Genomic DNA, 20,541 nt, shown 5'->3' on the forward strand with positions numbered 1-20,541 from the left:
TCTGTTACACAGGTGTACGGGTGTGAACCTCGTCGCCGAGGCGGGTCCTGCACTCGCCGGTGTGACGTCCGGGGGCGCAGCCGCCGGATCCACGACAGGCGAAGCTGTCGCGCAGCCGGGACAGCAGCGCGATGAGCCGGCCGACGTCGTCGTCGGACCAGTCCTGGAGGTTGTGGGCGAACACCTCGGTCGTCCGCCGGGTCAGTTCGTCGAGCTGCTGGTACCCGCCGGGGGTCAGCCGCAGGATGCGGGACCGCTTGTCCGCCGGGTCCGGAGACCGTTCGATCCAGCCGCGATCGGCCGCATGGGCCACGTGGCGGCTGGTCACCGACATGTCCACGGAGAGCAGTTCGGCGAGCCGGCTGATCCGCGTCTCGCCGTGCCGGTCCAGGAGGGTCAGCACGGCGGCGGAGCCTGCGGGGCACTCCGGGGGCAACGCGCGGGCGAGCCCCCTTTTGACGGCCCCGACGGCGCTGAGCTGCCGGGCCAGTTCCTCGTAACTGCTCCGTGCGGCCACGGGAACCCCCAACACACTCGCGACCATCTTGTTGCTTAGGGCAACGATAAAAGCGGTTGGTTGCTGCAGGCAAACGAAAATGGCCTTGCAGAAGTAAAGGAACGCAAAAGGCTCCGTAGGGTCCCGGTCAAGCCCGTTCCCCGGCCGCGCCGGCGCAGGTCGGACGGGGTGCCGGGTGGCCCGGGGGTTGGGCCGTGGGCCCGAGTTCGCTAGGGTCCTGCCCCATGGCACACAACCCCCACGCCCCTCAGTCGGGCCCCGAGGGCACCCCTGACCCGGCGGGCAGCACACAGATGTTCCGCGCCTTCGTCGACGAGGGCGAGCCGCAGCGCCGGCAGCAGCCCGCGGCGACCTCTTCCGGGCCGAAGGCCGGGGTGATCGCGGCGGTGATCGCGGTCGTCGTCGTCCTCGGTGCGGTGGCCTGGCTCGCCCTGGGCTGACCCGCGCTCGCACGAGGCCGCCCCGGGGCAGCGCGGGGCAGGCCCACGGGTCACCTCACAGGTCACTTCACCTCACAGGTCACTCCTACGCGTCACTTCCACGCGGCGGAGACGTCCTGTGTCTCGACGCGCATCCCCAACGGGACCCGCCAGGACTCCACGCAGACGGTGTACGTCTCCGAGCGCGCCGAGCCCGCGCCGATCGGGGCGGGCAGAGGCTGGGACGAGGTGATGGTCGCCCAGTCGACGCCGAGGGCGCCGATGATGTGCGTGGCGAAGGTGACGGTCCCCGAGCGCGCCGGGGAGCCGCCGGTGTTGCGGAACTCCACGGTCACCTTCTCGCACCACCGCTTGTCCGCCGCAGTGCGCTGCGGTGCGCTCAACGTCAGCGCGGCCGGGGTCGCGGGCGGAACGGGAGGTTCCGGGGTGCCGGGGGTCCCGGGGGTGCCGGGGGTGCCGTCACCCGGAGGCGAAGGGGCGGAGGGCCCGTCCGACGAGGGGGGCCCGGATCCGCTGCCCGGCTTCGAGGGTTCAGAGGGCTTCGTGCCCGGCCCGTCGAGGGAGCCGCCCCCTTGACCGCCCGGCGTCTCCGTACGCGCCCCGCCGGGACTGTCCTGGGTGCGACCGGGCTCGCCTGCGCCCGGGGAGGAGGGCGTGGACGAGGGCTTACCGGACCCGCGACCGCCGGGGCCGCGTTCACCGCTCCCGCCGCCGTTGTCGCCGTTCCCGTCCAGCGGGACCAGCGTCACCTCGCCCGAGGGCTTCCCGTCGCCGCCCGCCGGCCGGTGCCCGCCGTCGGCGGCGCCCACGGCCACGTACCCGTCGTCGCCCGGTCCGCTGCCGCAGGCGGCCAGGAAGCCGCCGCCCAGACACAGCGCGGCCGCCGAGGCGGCGATGACGGTGCCCCGGCGGCCGGTCGAACCGAATGTCTGACGTCGCATCGCGTCAGTGTGGCTGACGGATCGTCAAATCTGAACCCCGCTGCAGAGATCGGCAGGGTTCCATGGGTGTCGGCAGGGATCGGCAGAGATGGACAGGGATCAGCAGGGATCGGCAGGGATCAGCAGAGCTCTGCCGGTCGGCTTCAGTCCGCGATAAGCCCTTCCCTGAGCTGCGCGAGCGTGCGGGTCAGCAGCCGGGAGACGTGCATCTGGGAGATGCCGACCTCCTCGCCGATCTGCGACTGCGTCATGTTCGCGAAGAACCGCAGCATGATGATCTGGCGCTCGCGCGGGGCGAGCTTGGCGAGCAGCGGCTTGAGCGACTCGCGGTACTCGACGCCCTCCAGCGCCGAGTCCTCGTACCCGAGGCGGTCGGCGAGGGAGCCCTCGCCGCCGTCGTCCTCGGGGGAGGGGGAGTCCAGGGAGGAGGCGGTGTAGGCGTTGCCGACGGCGAGACCGTCGACCACGTCCTCCTCGGAGACTCCGAGCGCGCGGGCCAGCTCCGGCACGGTCGGCGAGCGGTCGAGCTTCTGCGCGAGCTCGTCGCTGGTCTTGGTCAGGGCGAGCCGCAGCTCCTGGAGGCGGCGGGGGACCCGCACGGACCAGGAGGTGTCGCGGAAGAAGCGTTTGATCTCGCCGACGACGGTGGGCATCGCGAACGTGGGGAACTCGACGCCCCGTTCGCAGTCGAACCGGTCGATCGCCTTGATCAGGCCGATCGTGCCGACCTGGACGATGTCCTCCATCGGTTCGTTGCGGCTGCGGAACCGCGCCGCGGCGTACCGCACCAGCGGGAGGTTCAGCTCGATCAGTGTGTCCCGCACATAGGTCCGCTCCGGACTGTCCGTTCCCTCGGGGCCCGAGGCGGGGCCGAGCGCGGCTAGCCGCAGGAACAGGGAGCGGGACAGCGTGCGGGTGTCGATGGCTTCCGGCGAGCTGGTGAGCACGGCTGGTGCCGGCACGCTCTTCGTGAGCGTGAGCACCTTCGAGCTGCCCTGTTCTTCGGACATGCCACCCCCTTGAGGTCGCGGACGGTCGCGGTGGCCGCGACCATCGGAGGAACGCAGCCTCCACCTGAATACCGGAGGCGGAGCTGCGGCAAACGCGCTTCGAGCAGAATGTCACATGTCGGCAACACGCTGTAGTGACATGTCGACAAGTCAGCGCCGAATCCGCCCTGGAAACAGGGGGTGTAGCCCTTTTATGCCGTCAGAACTGCTCTGTGGACGGTCTACCCGTTCCGGTTACGCCTCGATCCTGTTTGCGGATCTCAGTCGGGCGAAACTTCTGGCGAGAAGCCTTGACACATGCATCTGGGAGACGCCCAGTTCCGCACTGATCTGAGACTGGGTCAAGTTGCTGTAGTAGCGCAGGAGGAGGATGCGCTGCTCGCGCTCGGGGAGCTGGACGAGGAGGTGCCGGACGAGATCGCGGTGTTCGACGCCCGCGAGCGCGGGGTCCTCGTAACCGAGCCGGTCGAGGAGTCCGGGCAACCCGTCGCCCTCCTGGGCGGCTTCCAGCGAGGTCGCGTGGTACGAGCGTCCGGCCTCGATGCAGGCCAGCACCTCGTCCTCGGAGATCTTCAGCCGCTCGGCGATCTCGGCGGTGGTCGGGGACCGGCCGTGGGCGGTCGTCAGATCCTCGGTGGCGCCGGTGACCTGGACCCACAGTTCGTGCAGCCGGCGGGGGACGTGGACGGTGCGCACGTTGTCGCGGAAGTACCGCTTGATCTCGCCGACGACGGTGGGCATCGCGAACGTGGGGAACTGGACCCCGCGGTCCGGGTCGAACCGGTCGATGGCGTTGATCAGGCCGATGGTGCCGACCTGGACGACGTCCTCCATCGGCTCGTTGCGGCTGCGGAACCGTGCGGCGGCGTACCGCACGAGGGGGAGGTTCGCCTCGATGAGGGCGGCCCGGACCCGGCGGTGCTCCGGAGCGCCCGGCTCCAGGTTCTTGAGCTGGCCGAAGAGGACCTGGGTAAGCGCCCTGGTATCGGCGCCGCGGGCCTTGGAGGGCCTGGCCGAGGGGTCCGGGGTCTCGGTCTGGATGTCCTCGGCCCGGACGGTCTGGACGGTCTGGGGAGGCACTTGAGGCGCTGTACTGGCCGGCACGGTGACGCCACCCCTTTGCGGTCAACTACGATCAACTCATCCGTCAAAAGCGGTCATAGCATCACAAGACATGTCCACTGTGTGCAAGCACCTCATAGCGCCGTGTTGAGTTCATAAGGGTTTAAACGGAACAAAGAAACCCCCCGCCTGTACGGCGAGGGGTCGCTGGAACCGGGACGAACCGGCGCCGGAGAGGTGTCAGAAGGGGTAGTCGGCGATCACCCAAGTGGCGAATTCCCGCCACTGTCCCGCGGCGGCCTGGTGGGCCGGGTGCTCGATGTACCGCTTGAGCGCGTCCTCGTCGGCGACGGCGGAGTTGATGGCGTAGTCGTACGCGATCGGCCGGTCGGTGATGTTCCAGGCGCACTCCCAGAACTCCAGCTCCGGAACCTGCCCCTCCAGCTCCCGGAAGGCCCGGTCCCCGGCGACGACCCGCGGATCGTTCCGCTCGACGCCCTCGTTCAGCTTGAAAAGGACCAGGTGGCGGATCATCGGACGTCTCCTACTTCACCAGTTCTGACATGAAGTCACCGACGCTCTGCGCGGCGGTGGAAATGCCCTCGAACCCTACCTGGACCAGCTCGGCGGCCCGCCGCGGCGACATGATGATCGTGTACAGCACGAAGACCACCAGTATGTAGATGATGATCGTCTTTGCCTTGGCCACAGTCCTGCCTCCCCATCGACCCCGCGTGCGATCGGGCGATTGTATCCGCACGGATGGCCGTATCCGGTGACCGTTTTCGATCACTGATGCACCCTTTAAGGACCTATGGCCCCGGGATCAAGGCCTTTTGCCCGACCTCACGGCTCCGGTCGCCCGGCAGGATGGATACCGAGCCCGACGGGACCAGGCAGGACCCGGACGGCCGGAACGGGGCCTCTCTGTGGGGTCACCGCCGCGCGATACCCCCCTGACCGCGGCGGAGACCAGCAGGCCCTGTTCTCATCGGGGGAAGCGGCTTGTCCCCCCGACGCCGCTTCCCCCGACCTGAACCGTGAAGCCGGAGCGCCCGGCCGCCGTACATCCTCTGTACGGCGGCCGGGCGCTTTGCGTTGGCGGGCCGGGACGGTGTGCCGGCTTCCGGGCGGGCGGTTTCATGCAGGGTGGTTCAGCGCACCGGGCTCGTCGCCGAAGGCGCGTCGGTCCCGTGTTCGGGGCTCTCCGCGAGAGTGGCCGGTGCCGGAAGATCGGCCGGTTCGGTGGCGTTCGTCGCCGGGGAATAGCCGCGCACGCGCGGGGACGACACCGCCGCACGGCAGGCGGGCAGCCGGGACGAGGGAACAGCCCCGCACGCGCGGGGATGACGCGATCGTCGTGGGCTGGGAGACGGAGAAGACGGGAACAGCCCCGCACGCGCGGGGATGACAGCCGAGAGGAAGTCCAAGTGAGCGCCGCCTCGGGAACAGCCCCGCACGCGCGGGGATGACATCTGGTCACCTCGCTCGCTGAAGAGGCCAGACGCATGCAGCGGCACAGTCCGCTCGTCGCTGGTCCAGTACGGGTACTGGCCAGACGTCCAGTTACCCCGGACGGCGGCCGCGCAGTACAACGCCACCTCCGAACGGCCCGTCAGCCGCGGCAACCTGTACCACGTCGGCCTCTACGCCAGAGAAGACCGCGTCCTGCACGCACCCCGGACCGGCCGCGACGTCCAGGTCCAGGTCCAGCCACTCGACACCGCCATGCCGCGCGCCGACTACCACGGAGCGACCCGGACGTAGACGGTCCAGCCGGTTCGCGGCAGGATCCGCCTATGGAGAACGAGCTGATGATCGCGCTGATCGGGGCGGGCAGCGCTCTCACTGGCGCTCTGATCGGCGGTGCCGCTGCTGTGGTCGGAGCGTCAAAGGCGGCCCGCAGCGCCTATCTCGGATCGCTCGACGTCACGCGCCGTACCGCGCAACGCGAGGTGTACTCCGAGCTCCTGAAAGCCGCACATGCCTACGAGGCCGGGACCAGAGCAGTGCTGGAAAGCGCGGGCTTCCTGCTCGATGACCTGTTCAACGAGCTGGAAGGTCTCCCGGTCCGGCACAGCAGCTCTGAACGGTCTGCCCTTCGACGGGCGATCTCGTCCGCAGCCGAGCCTCAGCCGGTGGCGGCAGCAGCTCGTCAGGTCGAGCTGGAGGGGCCCTCGCGCGTCGCAGCGGCCGCCCGTGCCGTTCAGGCCGCAGCCGAGCGACTAGGCGCCACACTCAGCGGTATCGAGGACGGTCTCGACGATCCCAACGGGAGCCTGCATCCCTCCACGCCGGCGGATCTTCCCCGGGAACACTCCGAACTCCTGAAGTCAGCTATCAGCGCGTTCGCTGACGTCGCGCGCAAGCATCTCAACCATCGCTAGTACGCGAGCGCCGGCGGAAGCCCACCCCGCACCCCTCGATCCGCCACCATTCGGTGTGCCTGGGCACCGCAGCGCAGCAGGCGTAGCTGGACGCGGCCGGCGGTAGCAGCCGAGCGCAGGCGGTCCCGGTGGCTTCCGCCGCCGGCACCGTCGGTTCGGGCCGTACTCCAGAGACCCGCCCTGACCCGCACACCCATACGGCACGGACTCCCCCGACCCTATCCAGTGACCGGCCACCGGATCGGCCGAATCACGCGGCGCCCTCCGGCCGCCGGTCTCCCCCCGGCCCGCCGCCGCAGCTTCACCGGGCCGGGGCCCGGGAGGCCGGGCGTGGTCAGGCGGCCGGTGTGTAGCGGACGATGGTGTCCTCGCACGGGCCGTCGGCGTAGACCTTCAGCGCCTCCAGCTCGCGGTCGTCCGCAGTGAGCTGCCAGCGGAGCTTGGTGGCTACCCACTGCCCTACGTACCGGCACTGCGCCTCCGGGGACGGCGGCATCCAGTCGGCCGGGTCCTGGTCGGACTTCTGCCGGTTGGAGCGGGCCGTCACCGTGACCAGGGACGTGTGCGCGCCCTGGTCGTTCGCGTAGGCCTCGCGCCGCGCCGGGGTCCAGGCGGAGGCCCCCGAGTCCCACGATTCGGCGAGCGGGACCATGTGGGGACCACCCCCGCATGCGCGGGGACCACGGTGGCCGCAGTGCGTTGCGCGACAACCCGAAGGGACCACCCCCGCATGCGCGGGGACCACAGTTCGTGACCTGCGGGTTTATGTGGCCGAGGGGCTGTTTTTACTTACTTCTTGAGAAGCGGACATATTTCCCCTGTGTGGCAAAGCGGTCACCGTTCGAGGCTGGGCGTGTCAGAGCGTAATTCTGCCTCCGTCGGTCGTGCGGGGAGGTTCATTCTCCCTATGGCGAGGTTGCTCATCATCTTGTCCGGGACTTCGGGCTTGGGCTTCACTGCGTGCGTTCGGCGGTGATTTCCGGCGCCGGGACACGCGTTCTGGTCCGCTGGGCTGGCTCAAGGTGTCTTCAGTAGGTCGCGGAGGTTGGCCATGTGGGCCCTGACGGCGGAGATCTCGGCTGGGGTGGGCGTGTTCTCGCCGTCCACGGAGTGGGTTTCGCGGCAGGGGTGGCAGAGGCCGTCGGGGAGGGCCTGTGGCCGGCCGGGGCGTCCGCAGTCGGTGCATTCCACGAGGATGCGGCGGGTGGGGGCGGGGGCGGCTGGCTGAGTGTTCTCGGTGGTCAGCCGGGGCGGGATCTTGTCGGTCAGGCGGCGGCGGAGGAAGCCGAGGGGGCTGTCGACCTTGGCGGGGAGCCCCGCCGTCAGGGCGCTGGTCAGGTAGTCGACGCTCACGCCCCGGTCGAGCCATTGCGTTGCCTGCGCTTCCAGGGCGGTGCAGTCGTCGGCGGAGAGGGTGAGGCGGTGATCGTCACGACCGAGACGGGCCAGGGCGAGGTAGGCGGGGCTGGTTCCGGCGGAGTGGGGCCTCGCGGGAACGGCGTCCGGGGCGGGTGGCGCGGGCTCGGCATCGGAGATCCGGGCCGGGGTGCGCTGCTGCGGTACGGAGGTGGGCTCGGGGTCCGGTTCCGGACCGGGGCCCTCCGGTGCGGGTGGCGGCGACGTTTCCTCGGCCGGGGCCCACAGTGGCGGCGGTGCCGTGTCGTGGGTGGAGGCTTCCGGTACGGGGGCTGTGGCCAGGGCGGCCTTCTCGGTGGCGAGGTAGGTGTTCCACCACTCGTTGTCGCGGGCGGTGCGCGACCAGAAGGTGCGGAAGACCCAGCGGGTCTCGTCGCCCGCGCCGACGGGGCACCGGACACGTCGCAGGTGCCCGGCGACGGACAGGGCCGTGAGGGCGGTGGAGATGGCCTGCTGCCCGTAGAGCGGGAGTTGCTTCGCCAGGGTCTTCACGCTCATCGCCGCGCCCTCGGGGAGGTGGTCGACGAACCCGGCGACGTACCGCTCTCGCGTCGGCAGGCGCGCGAAGTCGGTTCGCGTACGCGCCTGCTGGTCGGGCGCGGAGCGCTTGCCGTAGCCGGACTTCGCCATCGGGTATGCAGGCGAGGCCGCTGGAACGGTCAGGGCAGAGCTAAGGTGCTGGGTAGCCATGGGATCGGCTTTCTGGGTTATCGATCTTGCGGTGAGACCCCGGCCTGGTGCTCTTACACCGCGTCGGGGTCGTTTGGTTCTCGCACCGTAAGCAGTCGTGACACTGCGCCGCAAGCCGTCACGATTAGTCATACTTCCTGGCCGTGACGGGGTAGGGGAGGTAAGGGAGGTTTCCCCAACCCCCTTCTTCTACCAACCGGTTAAAGAAGGCGCTCGAACCCCGGGTCCCGTATCCCGACGCCCGAGTCCCGGCACCCGAGCTTCGGGCCGGGGCCTCGCTCACGTACCCCCGGAAGAGTGACTCGACCGTCCCGAAGCCCGAAGCTCAGGACCCGAGCTTCGAGGGAGGGCTACTTCCTGCCCTCGCCAAGGGCGGTACGCAGCCAATCAAGGCTCCCCTGCGCCAGAAGCTCGTCGGCCAGGCGGTTGGCGGTATCGGTGACGAGACGGGCTCGGCTGTTGTCGATCCACCGCTGGGCGTTCTCGTAGCCCTGGGTTTTGTACTCGATGCCCTGGAGCATGCACTCCAGTTTGTCCGCGTCCCGGGCGCAGACCGCCTCCGGTGACTCCTTCGCCTCGTACTCCGCGACCAGCTCGCGGACCGCCGAGGCCAGCACCTCGGGCATGCCCGCCGTCTGGTCGGCGGTGACCTCCTGCGGGTCGCCGGCGGGCGCGTACTTCTTCCCGAGGTGGTTCACGTCGCCGGTCCGGCTCTCTTGCGTGTCGTGCCAGACGGCGAGATAGGAAGCGCGGGCAGGATCCGCGCCCTCCAGCTTCGCGATGATCGTCGCGATCAGCGCCGTACGCCACGAGTGCTCGGCAACACTCTCGGGATCACGTACTCCGGCCATCCACCACCCGGTGCGCCGCGTCTGCTTGAGCGTGCCCGCCTCGTACAGGAAGCGGCCCACCGCAGACAGGTCGTCAGCCACGACTTCCTCCTCTCCCGCCTCAGCGAGGCGGATTGCGTGCCCTGGTCAGGCGTTGTGAGGCTGCTCCTGGTGCGCCGCCGCGATCCGGTCGATTCGTGCGGCCAGGTCGAAGTCTGCTCCGGTCAGCCGGTGCCCGGCGTCGTGTGTCGTGTTGGCGAACCGCACGTGGTCCCAGCGCAGGTCGATGTCCGCATGGTGCCCGACGAGCCGTTCGACGTCTGCGACGTTCACGATCAGTGCGACGCCGCCGTGGTATCGAATCCTGAACGTACGGGTGATTGACTCCCCTTCACGCATCCAGCCCGGTAGCTCGGCCAGCCTCAGGGCGATCTCCTCGTCCGGCAGCGGATCCTTGCTCATCGTCATTTCCCCTCGGCCACCGGTGCCAGGATCTCCGCAAGGTCCCGGCCGACCGGGGCATCGTGCCACGGAGCCCGGGCAGGTGGTCGGGTGGTAGCCGCCGCACGTCACGCCCCCAGCACGTCCATCACGTGATCGTCCAGGTCGGTGACGAAGTCCTCCCGTCGCCACGGTCGCAACTCCATCCTGGCCCTGCGCAGCCGAATCGCCGGCACTCGGCCGCCGGTCGCCGTCGCCGAGAGCACGCACTCGTGCAGCAGCTCAGCAGCCGACCGAGGATCACCCATCCGAATGCGGGCGAGAGCCTGATCGGTCCTCACGATCGCGCGCTGCACCTGCTCCCGAGGAGCGACCAACGCGGCCGCCGAAACAGCGAACCGGTCATGTGCGACCGAAGCATCACCGACGTACAGCTCACACATCCCCTCGAACCCCCGCAGGTGCCCCGCCGAGAAGCTGCTGCCCGACGGATCGTCGTCGGGCTGGCCCTCGATGTCGTACCACGCCAGCCCGAGCGCCGCCTGTGCCTGCCGCTTCAGCCCCGCCCGCGCGGCGACCTCGGCCTGGAGCGCGTGCGCTCGCGCCCGTACCCGGAGGCTGTCCCCCGTGCGCGCCGCACGCACCGCTCGGTCGACGAGCCGCTGGGCGTCAGAGAGGTCGAGTGACGAGTAGAGCGTCACGAGCGCATGGCTCATATGCGCGGATGCCTGCCGCCACGTGTCTCCGAGCTGCTCGGCCTGTGCGGTTGCTGTGGCGTACAGAGCCCGCGAAGCCTGATCGTCCCTGTTCTCGAACGCCAGGCGGCCGGCCAGGGAACAGGCGGCGACGGTGACCGCGCGGACGTGACCAACCAGCGGGCCGGGGAGCGCCCTTGCCTGCATACGGCGGCACGCGTCGATCACGGGCGTCACCAGCAGTTGCAGACGGACCATCGGCACCGCGCCCACTTGCGCGTTGATGTCGGCCACGACCGCACCGAGCCCGGACACGGTCTCCTCGGTCACCTGGCCGGGGTCGGTCAGGGCAGCAGAAAGGCCGGCCCGCAGGGGCGTGGAGAGCAAGGCCGGCATGCCGCCGGTGTCCGTCGCCGTACGGACGAGCGCGGTGCGCAGAACGGCGACGCGGGACTCGCTCTCGCCGAGATCGAGCAGTGCCCCGAGCAGCTCAGCCAGGTCGGACCCGGGACCTACTGCCATCTGCCCGGCCGGGGTGCGGGCGTAGAGGTGAGCGAGGAGAAGCTGATACCGCTCGTCGGGGAGCGCCGGCGCTGACGACTCCCAGCGGGCAACGGAACGCTGGACGCTAGCCACGGCGGGCAGGCGCGGGTGATGCAGGGCCACGGCGATCTGGGAGAGCGCCCGTGCGGCACCGGCCAGGGAGAGGCCGCGGGTGTGCCGTAAGCGTTTCAGCGTTGCCGCCCCCGCGGCCCGGTTGCCCATACGGCCATGGTGACGCACCCCGCGACCGTGCGTCGCTACACCGGCACGATCAGTCGTGGTTTTCCCTGCTCGGCTGTGTAGTTGATCGTCTGCCATGTGCCGGTCGACGGCTCCGTGGCGTGGGGGAACCCGATGGTCATTGAGGTGCGGTCGACCATCCACCGGTTCCGTGCGTGGTAGGCCGGGGAACGGAGTTCGGCCGCGGCCAGCTCCACGATCTCCGTGATGCGGCCCCTCGTACGGGCGACGGCCTCCTGCGCCTCGCCCGGCTGCTGGTTCATGGTGCCCGGCGCGACGACCGTGATGGCCGCCGTCGTCCGGTCGGCGAGCCAGAGAAGGGCGAGTGAGTCGATGCCCACGGCACCGCCGACGTAGAAGTGCGCCTCCGGAGCGAAGGGTTCGAGGTACTGCTCGAACAGGTCGGTGTACTCGGCGAGGGTCTTGTGGCCCGTTTCACGAGTTCCCGTGATCGTCACCGTCCTCATGATCCACTCCGTGTCATAGGTCGTCATATTCCCAGGTCCGGACGCAGTTGAGACCGTCGAAGCATGAACGCCACCGACCTGCGGGGACTGGCGGGGCACCTGCGCAATCACGGATTGCGGGTAGTCGGCCTCGAACCCGAACTTCGACTGCACGGCCCCGGACTTCGACCGCACGCCACGAACCCGCCGCACGGCCTCCTCACCGAGGAGATCGTCGCCGAGGGAGGGCGCTACGTCACAACCTTCTTCTACGAGATCGCCGAGCGGGGACGCGAGAGGGCGTGCGCCGACCGTATCGCGCGCCTGCTCGCGGCTTCGAGGTCCGCCACAGCGGGGGCGTTGTGACCGGGGTAAAGGGGAAGCGACCGCAAAGAAGTGGCGAAAGGGCGTACCGGGCCTGGCGGGAGGCGCGCGGGTGAGGTGCTACGCGGAGGGGGACGCGCACGACGTTCCGGTCGAGGACGACATCGGGGCCTACTGCCCGGAGCATGAGGTGACGTTGCTGTGGCGTGGTGATCCGATCACCGCCACCGACGTGCATCAGGGTGCGGTGGCTGACCTGGATGGGTTGTCGGTGGGGGCGGACGGTCCGTACGGCGTGGTCTGCCGGAGTGCGTTGGTGACGGATCTGGCCGGCGTGCACGCTCTGTGCCTGCGGCCGGATTGTGCCTGCCCGTGCCATGCGGCGACCACCGCTTGCCGGAAAGCCGGATGAGCATCAGCCTCTCAGCAACAGATGTCCGTATGTGCGAGGCGTGTTGGCGCGCTCGGGTCACTGCCGTACGGCGTACCGAGGGTGGCCGGGATCTGCTGTGTCGTGGGTGTGCCGAGGGTGGTTGTCCGTGTCGGGTCGATCTGTTTCCGCCGTACGGGGTCTACCGGCTTCACGGCCCTGCCGGCCGATCAGTTTCACCGATCAGAGGAGATGGACGATGACCACCACCCCCGTACGAGCCGAAGGTGGCAAGCGTGGTGGGGCGCCGTCGGACAAGCCGTGGGCGCCGCCGTCGGAGCCGAAGCCGTTTCCGGACGGCAGCCGCCCTCAGTGCTTTCCGCAGCCGTGAACACGGCGCAGGAGGTCCCTACGTACCCGTCGCTGGTGCGGGAGCTGGCCGATCGTGGGCTGCTCACTGCCGGGTGGCGGCGGGTGTTCGAGGCGGTGCCGCGCAGCCGGTTTGTTCCGGCGGATGTGTGGCGGCAGTTGCCCGACCGGTGCGAGCTCGTCGTGGGACCGGACGCGTGGCTGGCGTTGGTGAACAGTGACGAGCCGGTCGTCACCCAGCTCGATGATGGAGTTGACGACGGCCCGGGCATCGCTACCTCGTCGAACTCGATGCCCTCGATGGTCGCCCGGATGCTCACGCTCCTCGAAGTCGAGGACGAACAGCGTGTGTTGGAGATCGGAACTGGTACCGGGTACGTTTCCGCGCTGCTCTGTGAACGGCTTGGCGACGATCTGGTCCACAGCGTCGAGGTGGACCCGGTCGTGGCCGCGCAGGCGGCCGACGCCCTGGCGCAGTCCGGCTACCGGCCGTACCTCCGCGTCGGGGACGGTGAGCAGTCGTGGCCCGGTCTGGGGCTCGTCGACCGGCTGATTGTGACGTGCGCGTTGCGGTATGTCCCGTACGCGCTGCTGCGGCAGGTCCGGCCCGGTGGGGTTGTCGTGGCCCCGCTCGCCCGGGAGTTCTGGTCGGGTGCGTTGGTCCAGCTCCGTGTTCAGGGCGACGGTACGGCGGTGGGGCCGTTCTGCGGCGGGGCCGCGTACTTGCCGATGCGAGCCCACCGTGTGCCTGATCTGCATGAGGTGCGGGGGAAGGGGCGGGCCCGTGCGGCGGGTCTGGACCCGGCCCGGCTCCTCGACCTCGGGTTCGCCCTGTTCGCCGGGGCGCGGCTGCCCGGCGTACGGCTCATCCACCAGGACACTGCCGAAGGTGCCCGGGTGTGGGTGACGCGTGAGAACGGAAGCGCCGCGACGGCTGCCACCGGGGAGGAGGTGTGGCAGTACGGGCCGGGGTTCCTGTGGGAGGAGATTGAGCAGGTCTGGTGGGAGTACGAGTCGGCGGGGCGGCCCGACGCCGGGCAGTTCGGGCTGACCGTGACCGACCGGGGCCAGCAGGTATGGCTGCGGGACCCGGCCGAGGCCATCCGGCCCAGCAGGGCGTGAAGGGCGCCCTCGGACTCTCGGACCCACGGAAACGCCAGCCGAGACGAACGCCGGAAGGGGCGCCCGACTGAGATCAGTCGGACGCCCCTTCCACAAGCGGTAGCGGTGGGATTTGAACCCACGGTGACGGGTTACGCCACACTCGCTTTCGAGGCGAGCTCCTTCGGCCGCTCGGACACGCTACCGAGAGAGAGCTTAGACCATGGCGGGGCGTGGATAGAAATCGGTTGTCGGTAGCTGGGCCGCACCTGGTCGGGTGGCTGGGCCGCACCTGGTCAGTGGTCGGGGCCGTACCTGGTCAGAGGGCCCGGAAGAAGGTCGTCAGCTGCTCGGCGCACTCCGCCTCCAGGACGCCGCCGATCACCTCCGGGCGGTGATTCAGGCGGCGGTCGCGGACGACGTCCCAGAGGGAGCCGGCCGCGCCGGCCTTCTCGTCGCGGGCTCCGTAGACGACCCGGGCGGTGCGGGACTGGACCAGGGCCCCCGCGCACATCGTGCAGGGTTCCAGGGTGACCACCAGCGTGCAGCCGGTCAGGCGCCACTCGCCGTGGGTCTCGGCGGCTCGGCGCAGGGCCAGGATCTCGGCGTGTGCGGTCGGGTCGCCGGTGGCCTCGCGTTCGTTGTGGGCGGCGGCCAGCTCGACGCCGTCGGGGCCGAGGACGACGGCGCCGACCGGCACATCGCCGGCCGACGCCGCCCGCTCGGCCTCGGCCAGGGCGCGGCGCATTGGGGCCTGCCAGGGGTCGCGTACGGGGTCGGGCTCGGGTACGCGTACGGGACCCGGGGCGGGCTCGGGTGAAGGGTTCGGCGGTCCGGCGGTCACCCGCGGACCCTAGCGGACGGGACAGGACGGATGGGACGGGACGGACGGGACGGACGGGACGGACGGGACAGGTGGTGGAGGGGGAGGGGAACGCCTGGCTAGCGGACCGACTCCAGGACCTCCGCCGCTCCCACGGCCTCGGCGATCTCCGCGAGTGCGTCGGTCTGCAGCGTGAGCAGCTCCTTCTCGGACATCCCCAGGTCGGCGAGGACCCCGAGCTCTCCGATCGGTCCCGGCGGCACGGCGTCCGGGTCGGGGCCGTCCTCGTCCGGGTCGACGGCCGCGGGGGCGGCGCGTTCCGGTGCGCCGTCCTCGGTGCCGTCGAGGTCGACGAGCTCCTCGAGGGCGGCGATCTCGTCCTCGGTCCCTGGTTCGCGGCCGAGGATCTCGTCGGTGAGCAGGATCTCCCCGTACGAGGAGCGGGCGGCGGCGGACGCGTCCGAGACGTAGATTCGGGGGTCCTCCTCACCGTCCACCCGGACGACGCCGAACCAGGCGTCCTCCTGCTCGATGTAGACCAGGACCGTGTCCTCGTCCACCGAGGCCTCCCGGGCCAGATCCGTCAGATCGGACAGGGTCTCCACATCGTCGAGCTCTGTATCGCTCGCTTCCCACCCGTCTTCGGTGCGCGCGAGCAGTGCGGCGAAGTACACCGTGACTCTCCCACTGGTCATAGGCGAATCGGTCCGACGGGAGGGCGAACGGTGATCCGTCCGTCCTTGGCCCCGCCCAATCGGCATCGTGGCAGAAACAAGCGCCGTGCGAGACCTCTTCGGCCGTTGCGTCGGCCATCAGTTCCAGGAGTGCCTGGTCGGCCGTCCCCCTGACGAGCGGATCGGCGGGGGGAGTGCGCCGGTGGTACGAGAAGGATTCACCAACGGAACGTGCGCATCCGCATCTGTTGCCGCATACGCGCCGCACGGGCGCGGCGCGGCTGTACCCGGTCGCGCAGCTGCTTCGCCTCGTGGAGCTCGCGGAGGAAGTGGGCGCGTCGGCGACGGCGGGCCGCGTCACTCTCCTGCGCGTCCTCGACGTCACCCGCCGCGCCCTCGGCGTCGCGCGCGTCGCGCGGTCCGCGCGCGGCCGGGTCGCGCCGCAGTTCCCCGTCAGCCATCGATACACCACCCCGGTGCTGGGTCCGTATGCCCCCACCTTCCCTCCGAACAGGTGGTTGATGCCAGCGCAGAGTGCCGGGCGGCGCGGTTACTGTTGACACATGCGGATCCACGTCGTCGACCACCCGCTGGTGGCGCACAAACTCACCACGCTGCGCGACAAGCGCACCGACTCCCCGACCTTCCGGCGGCTCGCCGACGAGCTGGTCACCCTTCTCGCCTACGAGGCCACCAGGGATGTGCGCACCGAGCTGGTGGACATCGAGACCCCGGTGACGCCTACGACCGGGGTGAAGCTCTCGCACCCGCGGCCCCTGGTCGTCCCGATCCTGCGCGCCGGTCTGGGCATGCTGGAGGGCATGGTGCGGCTGCTGCCGACCGCCGAAGTGGGCTTCCTCGGCATGATCCGCAACGAGGAGACGCTCCAGGCGGAGACGTATGCGACCCGGATGCCCGAGGACCTCTCCGGCCGCCAGGTCTATGTCCTGGACCCGATGCTGGCCACCGGTGGCACTCTCGTCGCGGCCATCCGCGAGCTGATCAAGCGCGGGGCCGACGATGTCACCGCCGTCGTCCTCCTCGCGGCACCCGAGGGTGTCGAGGTGATGGAGCGCGAGCTGGCCGGGACCCCGGTCACCGTCGTCACCGCCTCCGTCGACGAGCGGCTCAACGAGAACGGCTACATCGTGCCGGGCCTCGGGGACGCGGGAGACCGCATGTACGGCACCGCCGAGTAGCTCCGGATCGGTCCGGGCCACGAGAACGCGCGCCCCGTCCCGGTGTCGTACGGACGGTCTCCGTACGGTGCCGGTGCGGGGCGCTTTCGTGTGTCAGGGGCCAGTTCGTGTCTCAGGGGTCAGCAGGAAGACGGGGTCGGGGCCGGGGCCGGCTTCGTCAGGGTCGCCATCGCGGCGGTGGCCTCCTGCGGGGTGCTGAACGCCTTGAACTTCGCCCCGAGGATCAGGTCGACTTCGCCCGTCTTGCGGGTGTCGGTCTTCTGCACCATGCCCGCCAGCTGGGTGCCGAGCACCGAGAAACTGCCGTTCGTCGCGGTCGGTGCGCCGAGCAGCACGCCTGTGCCCGGCACCTTCTTGTCGTACGCCTTCGTCGCGTTGCCCACTTCGCCGATGGCGAAGCCGCGCTTCTTCAGTTCCTCGGCGGCGGACTTGGCCAGCCCGCTGCGCGTCGTCGCGTTGTAGACGTTGACCTTGATGGCGGCCGGTTTCGGCAGGGCCTTGACGGGGGCCGCCGACGGCTTCGGGGTGGGACAGTCCCGCTTGTGGTCGGCCGCGCTGGCGCTCTTGTCGCCGCCGGTGAAGACGTCGATGAGCTGCAGCGTGCCCCAGCCGGCCAGACTGAGGGCGGCGACGGCTCCGATGCCCGCGAGAACCAGCCTGTGGCGGTGCCGGGGGCGGCGCATACGGGGATGGGTGTCGCCCGTGATGCGGTACTTTCCGCCCATGCCGGGGGGAGTGAGCATGCTCATGGACGCAGCGTAGTGCGACCCGGTGACGATGCGTACAAAATGATCAACGTATGGCACCCGGATGAGCGTGAAAACACCCGAAAGGCCCGAAGCCGTCTTCGATGGGTGTGGAACCCGGGTGGGGTGTGCGGGCGCCCCCGCGGCGGCGCACGCGGGCGGCCGGGAGGCGGCGTCAGCCCAGGTCGAGGACGCGGGCGTGCAGCACCTGGCGCTGCTGGAGCGCGGCCCGGACGGCCCGGTGCAGGCCGTCCTCCAGGTAGAGGTCGCCCTGCCACTTCACGACGTGGGCGAACAGGTCGCCGTAGAACGTGGAGTCCTCGGCGAGGAGGGTCTCCAGGTCCAGCTGGCCCTTGGTGGTCACGAGCTGGTCCAGGCGAACCGGACGCGGCGCGACATCCGCCCACTGCCGGGTGCTTTCCCGGCCGTGGTCGGGGTATGGCTTCCCATTTCCGATGCGCTTGAAGATCACACGGAAAGCCTACCGGGCAGGGGCCACCGGGCGCAGCCAGGGAAGCGCGGCGCGATGCCGGCGCAAAGGACGTATAGCACCGAATAGGACCGGATACGGGACACGGGTCACGGGTCACCTGAGTTGGTACGGCGGGTCACCCGAGCAGGCCCGGCGGGTCGCCCGAGTGAGCCCCGGTGCGCGATCCGTGCGGATCGCGCACCGGGGCTCACTGTTGGTTCACCGCGCTCGCGGTCTGCCGCTCACGCGATCCGTTCCGGGCGGCCGTTACTCCGCGACCCGGCCGTGCCCTTCGCGCAGGCCGCCACCGCTGCCACCGCTGCCGGGGGTACCCGTGCCGGTGTCGGGAGTGACCGGGCGGGTCAGGGAGCGCAGGTCGTGGGCGTACGTCCCGACGGCGTTGGCGATCACGTCGATGTTGGTGTCGAAGTGGCCCATGTCGATGTTGTCCAGGTCGTCGCAGGCCGCGTGGTAGCAGGGGTCGTACGCGATCCCCGCCTCGCCGCCGAACACCTTGGCCTGGGCGGCCGTCTTGATGCCCTCCGCCCCGGTGTCCGTGCCCCCGGACGGGATGCCGACCTCGATGAACGGCCCGTAGTCCGAGCGGCCGGTGAAGTCGGTGCCCTCGTGCGGCTTGTCCTTGCCGTCGAGGAACTCGTTGATGTCGCGCTCCAGTTGGGCCGAACCCTCAGGGCCGGGGCCCTCGCCGACCTGATCGGAGTTGTCGCCGTCGAAGACGAACTGGGCGCCGTTCGGCGAGGCGATCATGTCGAAGTTCAGATAGAGCGCGATCTGTTCGCGCTGCTTCTCCGAGAGCGCCGCGACGTACTTCTCCGAGCCGATCAGGCCGTTCTCCTCGGCCGACCACCAGGCGAACCGCACCTTGTTGGCGGGCTTGCTCTTCGACTTCGCCAGGTCCAGGGCGACTTCGAGCAGGCCGGCGGAGCCGGAGCCGTTGTCGTTGATGCCGGGGCCCTCGGTCACCGAGTCGAGGTGGGCGCCGAGCATCACGGTCCGCTCCGTGCTGCCGCCGGGTGTCTCGGCGATGACGTTGCGGGTGGGACGGTCCTGCTGGAGCTCGCGGATCTCGAAGGAGACCGTGACCTCGCCGCCCGCGAGGTCGGCGGCGAGCTTCTCGCCCTCCTCCTGGGTGAGGCCGCCGGTCGGGATCCGGCCCGCCGCGACCTCGCCGAGCGTGCCGGACAGGACGCCTTCGACGTTGTTGTAGATGACCGCCCCGGCCGCGCCCGCTTGGGCGGCGGCCGCCTGCTTCTCGGCGAAGGAGCAGCCGCCGCGCTTGATCAGCGCGATCTTGCCGGTGAAGGTCGTGGACGCGTAGTCGGCGGCTTCGCAGCCCGTCGTGGCGTCCACGGGCACCGGGACGAGCGCTGCCGTCAGGCCGCCCGTCTTCGTCGACGGCGTGTACGTCATGGCCTTGATCGTGATGTCGCGGGGCGTCGGTGTCACCACGGAGAGCTTCTCGGCCAGCGTCTCCGTGTAGGTGAAGCGGAAGTTCTCGTACGAGACCTTGTACCCGGCCCGCTGGAGCTGGCGGTAGACGTATGCCGCCGAGGCGTCGTGGCCCAGCGAGCCGGCGGCGCGGTGGCCGTCGGTCGAGTCGGCTATCGCCTGGAACTGCTGGAGGTGGCGGTAGGCGTCGCGTGCGGACGCGTTCCTCACCAACTCCCGCGAGAGCTTGGCTGCTTCCTTACCGGGGTCGTGCGGCGCTGGGCGTCCGGGGTGCGGGGACGCGGCCAGGAGGAGCGGGGTGGCCAGGGCGGTGGCGGCCACGACAGCCATGGCTCTGCGACGTGTTGCGTGCACAGGAGTCCTTCCGGTCTGAACGGCTGGTGCTCTGAGCGGCTCAGTCCCTGAACCGTCGGCGCTCCGAGCGGCTCAGTAGCTGAACCGCCGGTGCTTCGAGCGGTTCAGTAACTGAACGGCTGAACGAATGTGCTGCGAAAGCTAGCGAGTGGGGTGGCGCATGTGAACAGATGTGGCCGAATTTGATCGGTAAGAGAGAGGGGTCGGCCTGATCCGGCGCTCGACCACGTCACTTCCCGGTCGACGATCGGGGGCCCGGCTTCTTCGCCGCTCTGGTCGCCTTCGCCGCCGCTCCGGCCGCCGCCTTGGCCTTCTGCTTGTACGCGCGCACCTCGACGAGCGACTCCGGGCCCGTGATGTCGGCGACCGACCTGTGCGACCCGGCCTCCCCGTACGGGCCCGCCGCCTCCCGCCACCCCTTCGGGCGTACGCCGAGCTGCTTGCCGAGCAGCGCCAGGAAGATCCGGGCCTTCTGGTCGCCGAATCCGGGCAGCGCCTTGAGGCGTTCCAGCAGGTCGTCGCCGGTCGCCGCGTCCCGCCACACCGCGCTCGCGTCGCCGTCGTACTCCGCCACCAGGAACCGGCACAGCTGCTGCACCCGCTGGGCCATGGAGCCGGGGTAGCGGTGCAGGGCCGGTTTGGTGGTGAACAGCTCGGTGAAGGCGTCCGGGTCATAGGCGGCGATCCGCCCCGCGTCCAGGTCGTCGGAGCCCATCCGTTCCGCGAGGGTGTACGGGCTCGTGAACGCCCACTCCATCGGCACCTGTTGGTCCAGCAGCATGCCGACCAGGGCGGCCAGCGGGCTGCGGCCGAGAAGCTCGTCGGCCTGCGGATTCTGGGCGATCCGCAGGGTGATGTTCTTGCCGCTGTCGCTCGTGGTCATGCTGCCGATCATCGCGAGCACGGCGGACGACGGCGACCGGGACTGCGCCGATGGCGACCTGGACTGCGCCGATGGCCTCTTCTCTGTCGGCCGAAGGG

At 70.0% G+C, this 20,541-nt stretch carries 23 protein-coding genes, 1 tRNA gene and 1 pseudogene; 5 read left to right on the forward strand and 20 right to left on the reverse strand.

From position 1 onward, the window contains the following. Positions 1–4: 4 nt before the first annotated feature. Positions 5–517 carry a MarR family winged helix-turn-helix transcriptional regulator gene (locus tag ACZ60Q_RS08525; protein WP_469630264.1) on the reverse strand — a complete coding sequence of 171 codons (513 nt, stop codon included), beginning with the start codon at positions 515–517 and terminating at the stop codon, positions 5–7. A 224-nt stretch (positions 518–741) separates the two neighbouring features. Here ACZ60Q_RS08525 and ACZ60Q_RS08530 point away from each other — a divergent pair, with 224 nt between their 5' ends. Next, entirely contained in the window at positions 742–957 is a 216-nt protein-coding gene (locus tag ACZ60Q_RS08530) for a hypothetical protein (RefSeq protein ID WP_403756053.1), read from the forward strand. Positions 958–1,049: 92 nt separating this feature from the next. On the opposite strand, the gene ACZ60Q_RS08535 is transcribed toward ACZ60Q_RS08530, so the two are convergent. The 5 genes from ACZ60Q_RS08535 to ACZ60Q_RS08555 form a co-directional block, all read right to left on the reverse strand. Next, the gene (locus ACZ60Q_RS08535) at positions 1,050–1,898 is read right to left on the reverse strand and encodes a hypothetical protein (protein ID WP_469630267.1); all 849 of its coding nucleotides are present in this window, start codon (positions 1,896–1,898) and stop codon (positions 1,050–1,052) included. A 143-nt stretch (positions 1,899–2,041) separates the two neighbouring features. Beyond that, on the reverse strand, positions 2,042–2,908 hold the full coding sequence (locus ACZ60Q_RS08540; protein ID WP_018958648.1) for an RNA polymerase sigma factor SigF: 867 nt from the start codon (positions 2,906–2,908) through the stop codon (positions 2,042–2,044). A gap of 234 nt (positions 2,909–3,142) precedes the next feature. Continuing rightward, positions 3,143–4,012: an RNA polymerase sigma factor SigF gene (locus ACZ60Q_RS08545; RefSeq protein ID WP_469630269.1), complete on the reverse strand. Its 870-nt coding sequence runs from the start codon at positions 4,010–4,012 to the stop codon at positions 3,143–3,145. Between the two features lie 198 nt (positions 4,013–4,210). After that, on the reverse strand, positions 4,211–4,504 hold the full coding sequence (locus ACZ60Q_RS08550; protein ID WP_469630271.1) for a Dabb family protein: 294 nt from the start codon (positions 4,502–4,504) through the stop codon (positions 4,211–4,213). 10 nt (positions 4,505–4,514) lie between these two features. Beyond that, positions 4,515–4,679 carry a hypothetical protein gene (locus ACZ60Q_RS08555; RefSeq protein WP_176711243.1) on the reverse strand — a complete coding sequence of 55 codons (165 nt, stop codon included), beginning with the start codon at positions 4,677–4,679 and terminating at the stop codon, positions 4,515–4,517. Between the two features lie 1,090 nt (positions 4,680–5,769). Here ACZ60Q_RS08555 and ACZ60Q_RS08560 point away from each other — a divergent pair. Next, positions 5,770–6,357: a hypothetical protein gene (locus tag ACZ60Q_RS08560; RefSeq protein ID WP_469630274.1), complete on the forward strand. Its 588-nt coding sequence runs from the start codon at positions 5,770–5,772 to the stop codon at positions 6,355–6,357. A 334-nt stretch (positions 6,358–6,691) separates the two neighbouring features. Here ACZ60Q_RS08560 and ACZ60Q_RS08565 read toward each other — a convergent pair. The 6 genes and pseudogenes from ACZ60Q_RS08565 to ACZ60Q_RS08590 form a co-directional block, all read right to left on the reverse strand. Next, a pseudogene (locus ACZ60Q_RS08565) lies at positions 6,692–7,012 on the reverse strand (GmrSD restriction endonuclease domain-containing protein); the annotation flags it as partial. 362 nt (positions 7,013–7,374) lie between these two features. Next, positions 7,375–8,463, reverse strand: a complete 1,089-nt coding sequence (locus ACZ60Q_RS08570) for a MarR family transcriptional regulator (RefSeq protein WP_469630276.1) — start codon at positions 8,461–8,463, stop codon at positions 7,375–7,377. A gap of 350 nt (positions 8,464–8,813) precedes the next feature. Continuing rightward, entirely contained in the window at positions 8,814–9,395 is a 582-nt protein-coding gene (locus tag ACZ60Q_RS08575; RefSeq protein WP_469630279.1) for an HD domain-containing protein, read from the reverse strand. A 45-nt stretch (positions 9,396–9,440) separates the two neighbouring features. Beyond that, the gene (locus ACZ60Q_RS08580; protein ID WP_469630281.1) at positions 9,441–9,755 is read right to left on the reverse strand and encodes a 4a-hydroxytetrahydrobiopterin dehydratase; all 315 of its coding nucleotides are present in this window, start codon (positions 9,753–9,755) and stop codon (positions 9,441–9,443) included. Between the two features lie 107 nt (positions 9,756–9,862). Continuing rightward, positions 9,863–11,194, reverse strand: a complete 1,332-nt coding sequence (locus ACZ60Q_RS08585; protein ID WP_469630284.1) for a hypothetical protein — start codon at positions 11,192–11,194, stop codon at positions 9,863–9,865. Between the two features lie 35 nt (positions 11,195–11,229). Further along, on the reverse strand, positions 11,230–11,706 hold the full coding sequence (locus tag ACZ60Q_RS08590) for a DNA-processing protein DprA (RefSeq protein WP_469630286.1): 477 nt from the start codon (positions 11,704–11,706) through the stop codon (positions 11,230–11,232). Positions 11,707–11,742: 36 nt separating this feature from the next. On the opposite strand from ACZ60Q_RS08590, the gene ACZ60Q_RS08595 reads away from it, so the two are divergent. Next, the gene (locus tag ACZ60Q_RS08595; protein WP_469630289.1) at positions 11,743–12,024 is read left to right on the forward strand and encodes a hypothetical protein; all 282 of its coding nucleotides are present in this window, start codon (positions 11,743–11,745) and stop codon (positions 12,022–12,024) included. Positions 12,025–12,739: 715 nt separating this feature from the next. Then, a complete protein-coding gene (locus tag ACZ60Q_RS08600) occupies positions 12,740–13,843 on the forward strand; it encodes a methyltransferase domain-containing protein (RefSeq protein ID WP_469630291.1) in 1,104 nt (367 codons plus the stop codon). 97 nt (positions 13,844–13,940) lie between these two features. Here the strand turns inward: ACZ60Q_RS08600 and ACZ60Q_RS08605 are convergent. From ACZ60Q_RS08605 to ACZ60Q_RS08620, 4 genes are all read right to left on the reverse strand, one after another. After that, positions 13,941–14,028 (reverse strand) — tRNA-Ser (locus ACZ60Q_RS08605). 113 nt (positions 14,029–14,141) lie between these two features. Continuing rightward, positions 14,142–14,570 (reverse strand): tRNA adenosine(34) deaminase TadA, encoded by a 429-nt coding sequence (gene tadA, locus ACZ60Q_RS08610; RefSeq protein ID WP_469631257.1) that lies wholly within the window; start codon positions 14,568–14,570, stop codon positions 14,142–14,144. 194 nt (positions 14,571–14,764) lie between these two features. Further along, complete coding sequence (locus tag ACZ60Q_RS08615; RefSeq protein ID WP_469631260.1) at positions 14,765–15,319, reverse strand: tRNA adenosine deaminase-associated protein; 555 nt, start codon at positions 15,317–15,319, stop codon at positions 14,765–14,767. Positions 15,320–15,537: 218 nt separating this feature from the next. After that, a complete protein-coding gene (locus ACZ60Q_RS08620; protein WP_469630294.1) occupies positions 15,538–15,780 on the reverse strand; it encodes a hypothetical protein in 243 nt (80 codons plus the stop codon). 102 nt (positions 15,781–15,882) lie between these two features. Here ACZ60Q_RS08620 and upp point away from each other — a divergent pair, with 102 nt between their 5' ends. Continuing rightward, a complete protein-coding gene (upp, locus tag ACZ60Q_RS08625) occupies positions 15,883–16,518 on the forward strand; it encodes a uracil phosphoribosyltransferase (protein WP_469630296.1) in 636 nt (211 codons plus the stop codon). 119 nt (positions 16,519–16,637) lie between these two features. Here upp and ACZ60Q_RS08630 read toward each other — a convergent pair whose 3' ends face one another. The 4 genes from ACZ60Q_RS08630 to ACZ60Q_RS08645 all read right to left on the reverse strand — a co-directional run bounded on the left by ACZ60Q_RS08630 (position 16,638) and on the right by ACZ60Q_RS08645 (position 20,443). Continuing rightward, positions 16,638–17,243, reverse strand: a complete 606-nt coding sequence (locus ACZ60Q_RS08630) for a LytR C-terminal domain-containing protein (protein ID WP_469631262.1) — start codon at positions 17,241–17,243, stop codon at positions 16,638–16,640. Between the two features lie 196 nt (positions 17,244–17,439). After that, a complete protein-coding gene (locus ACZ60Q_RS08635) occupies positions 17,440–17,736 on the reverse strand; it encodes a type II toxin-antitoxin system VapB family antitoxin (protein WP_003967677.1) in 297 nt (98 codons plus the stop codon). 267 nt (positions 17,737–18,003) lie between these two features. Beyond that, complete coding sequence (locus tag ACZ60Q_RS08640) at positions 18,004–19,536, reverse strand: M28 family metallopeptidase (protein ID WP_469631265.1); 1,533 nt, start codon at positions 19,534–19,536, stop codon at positions 18,004–18,006. 253 nt (positions 19,537–19,789) lie between these two features. Further along, complete coding sequence (locus ACZ60Q_RS08645; RefSeq protein WP_469630299.1) at positions 19,790–20,443, reverse strand: HhH-GPD-type base excision DNA repair protein; 654 nt, start codon at positions 20,441–20,443, stop codon at positions 19,790–19,792. Between the last annotated feature and the right edge of the window lie 98 nt (positions 20,444–20,541).

The sequence above is a fragment of the Streptomyces sp. NPDC104313 genome (assembly GCF_055583985.1).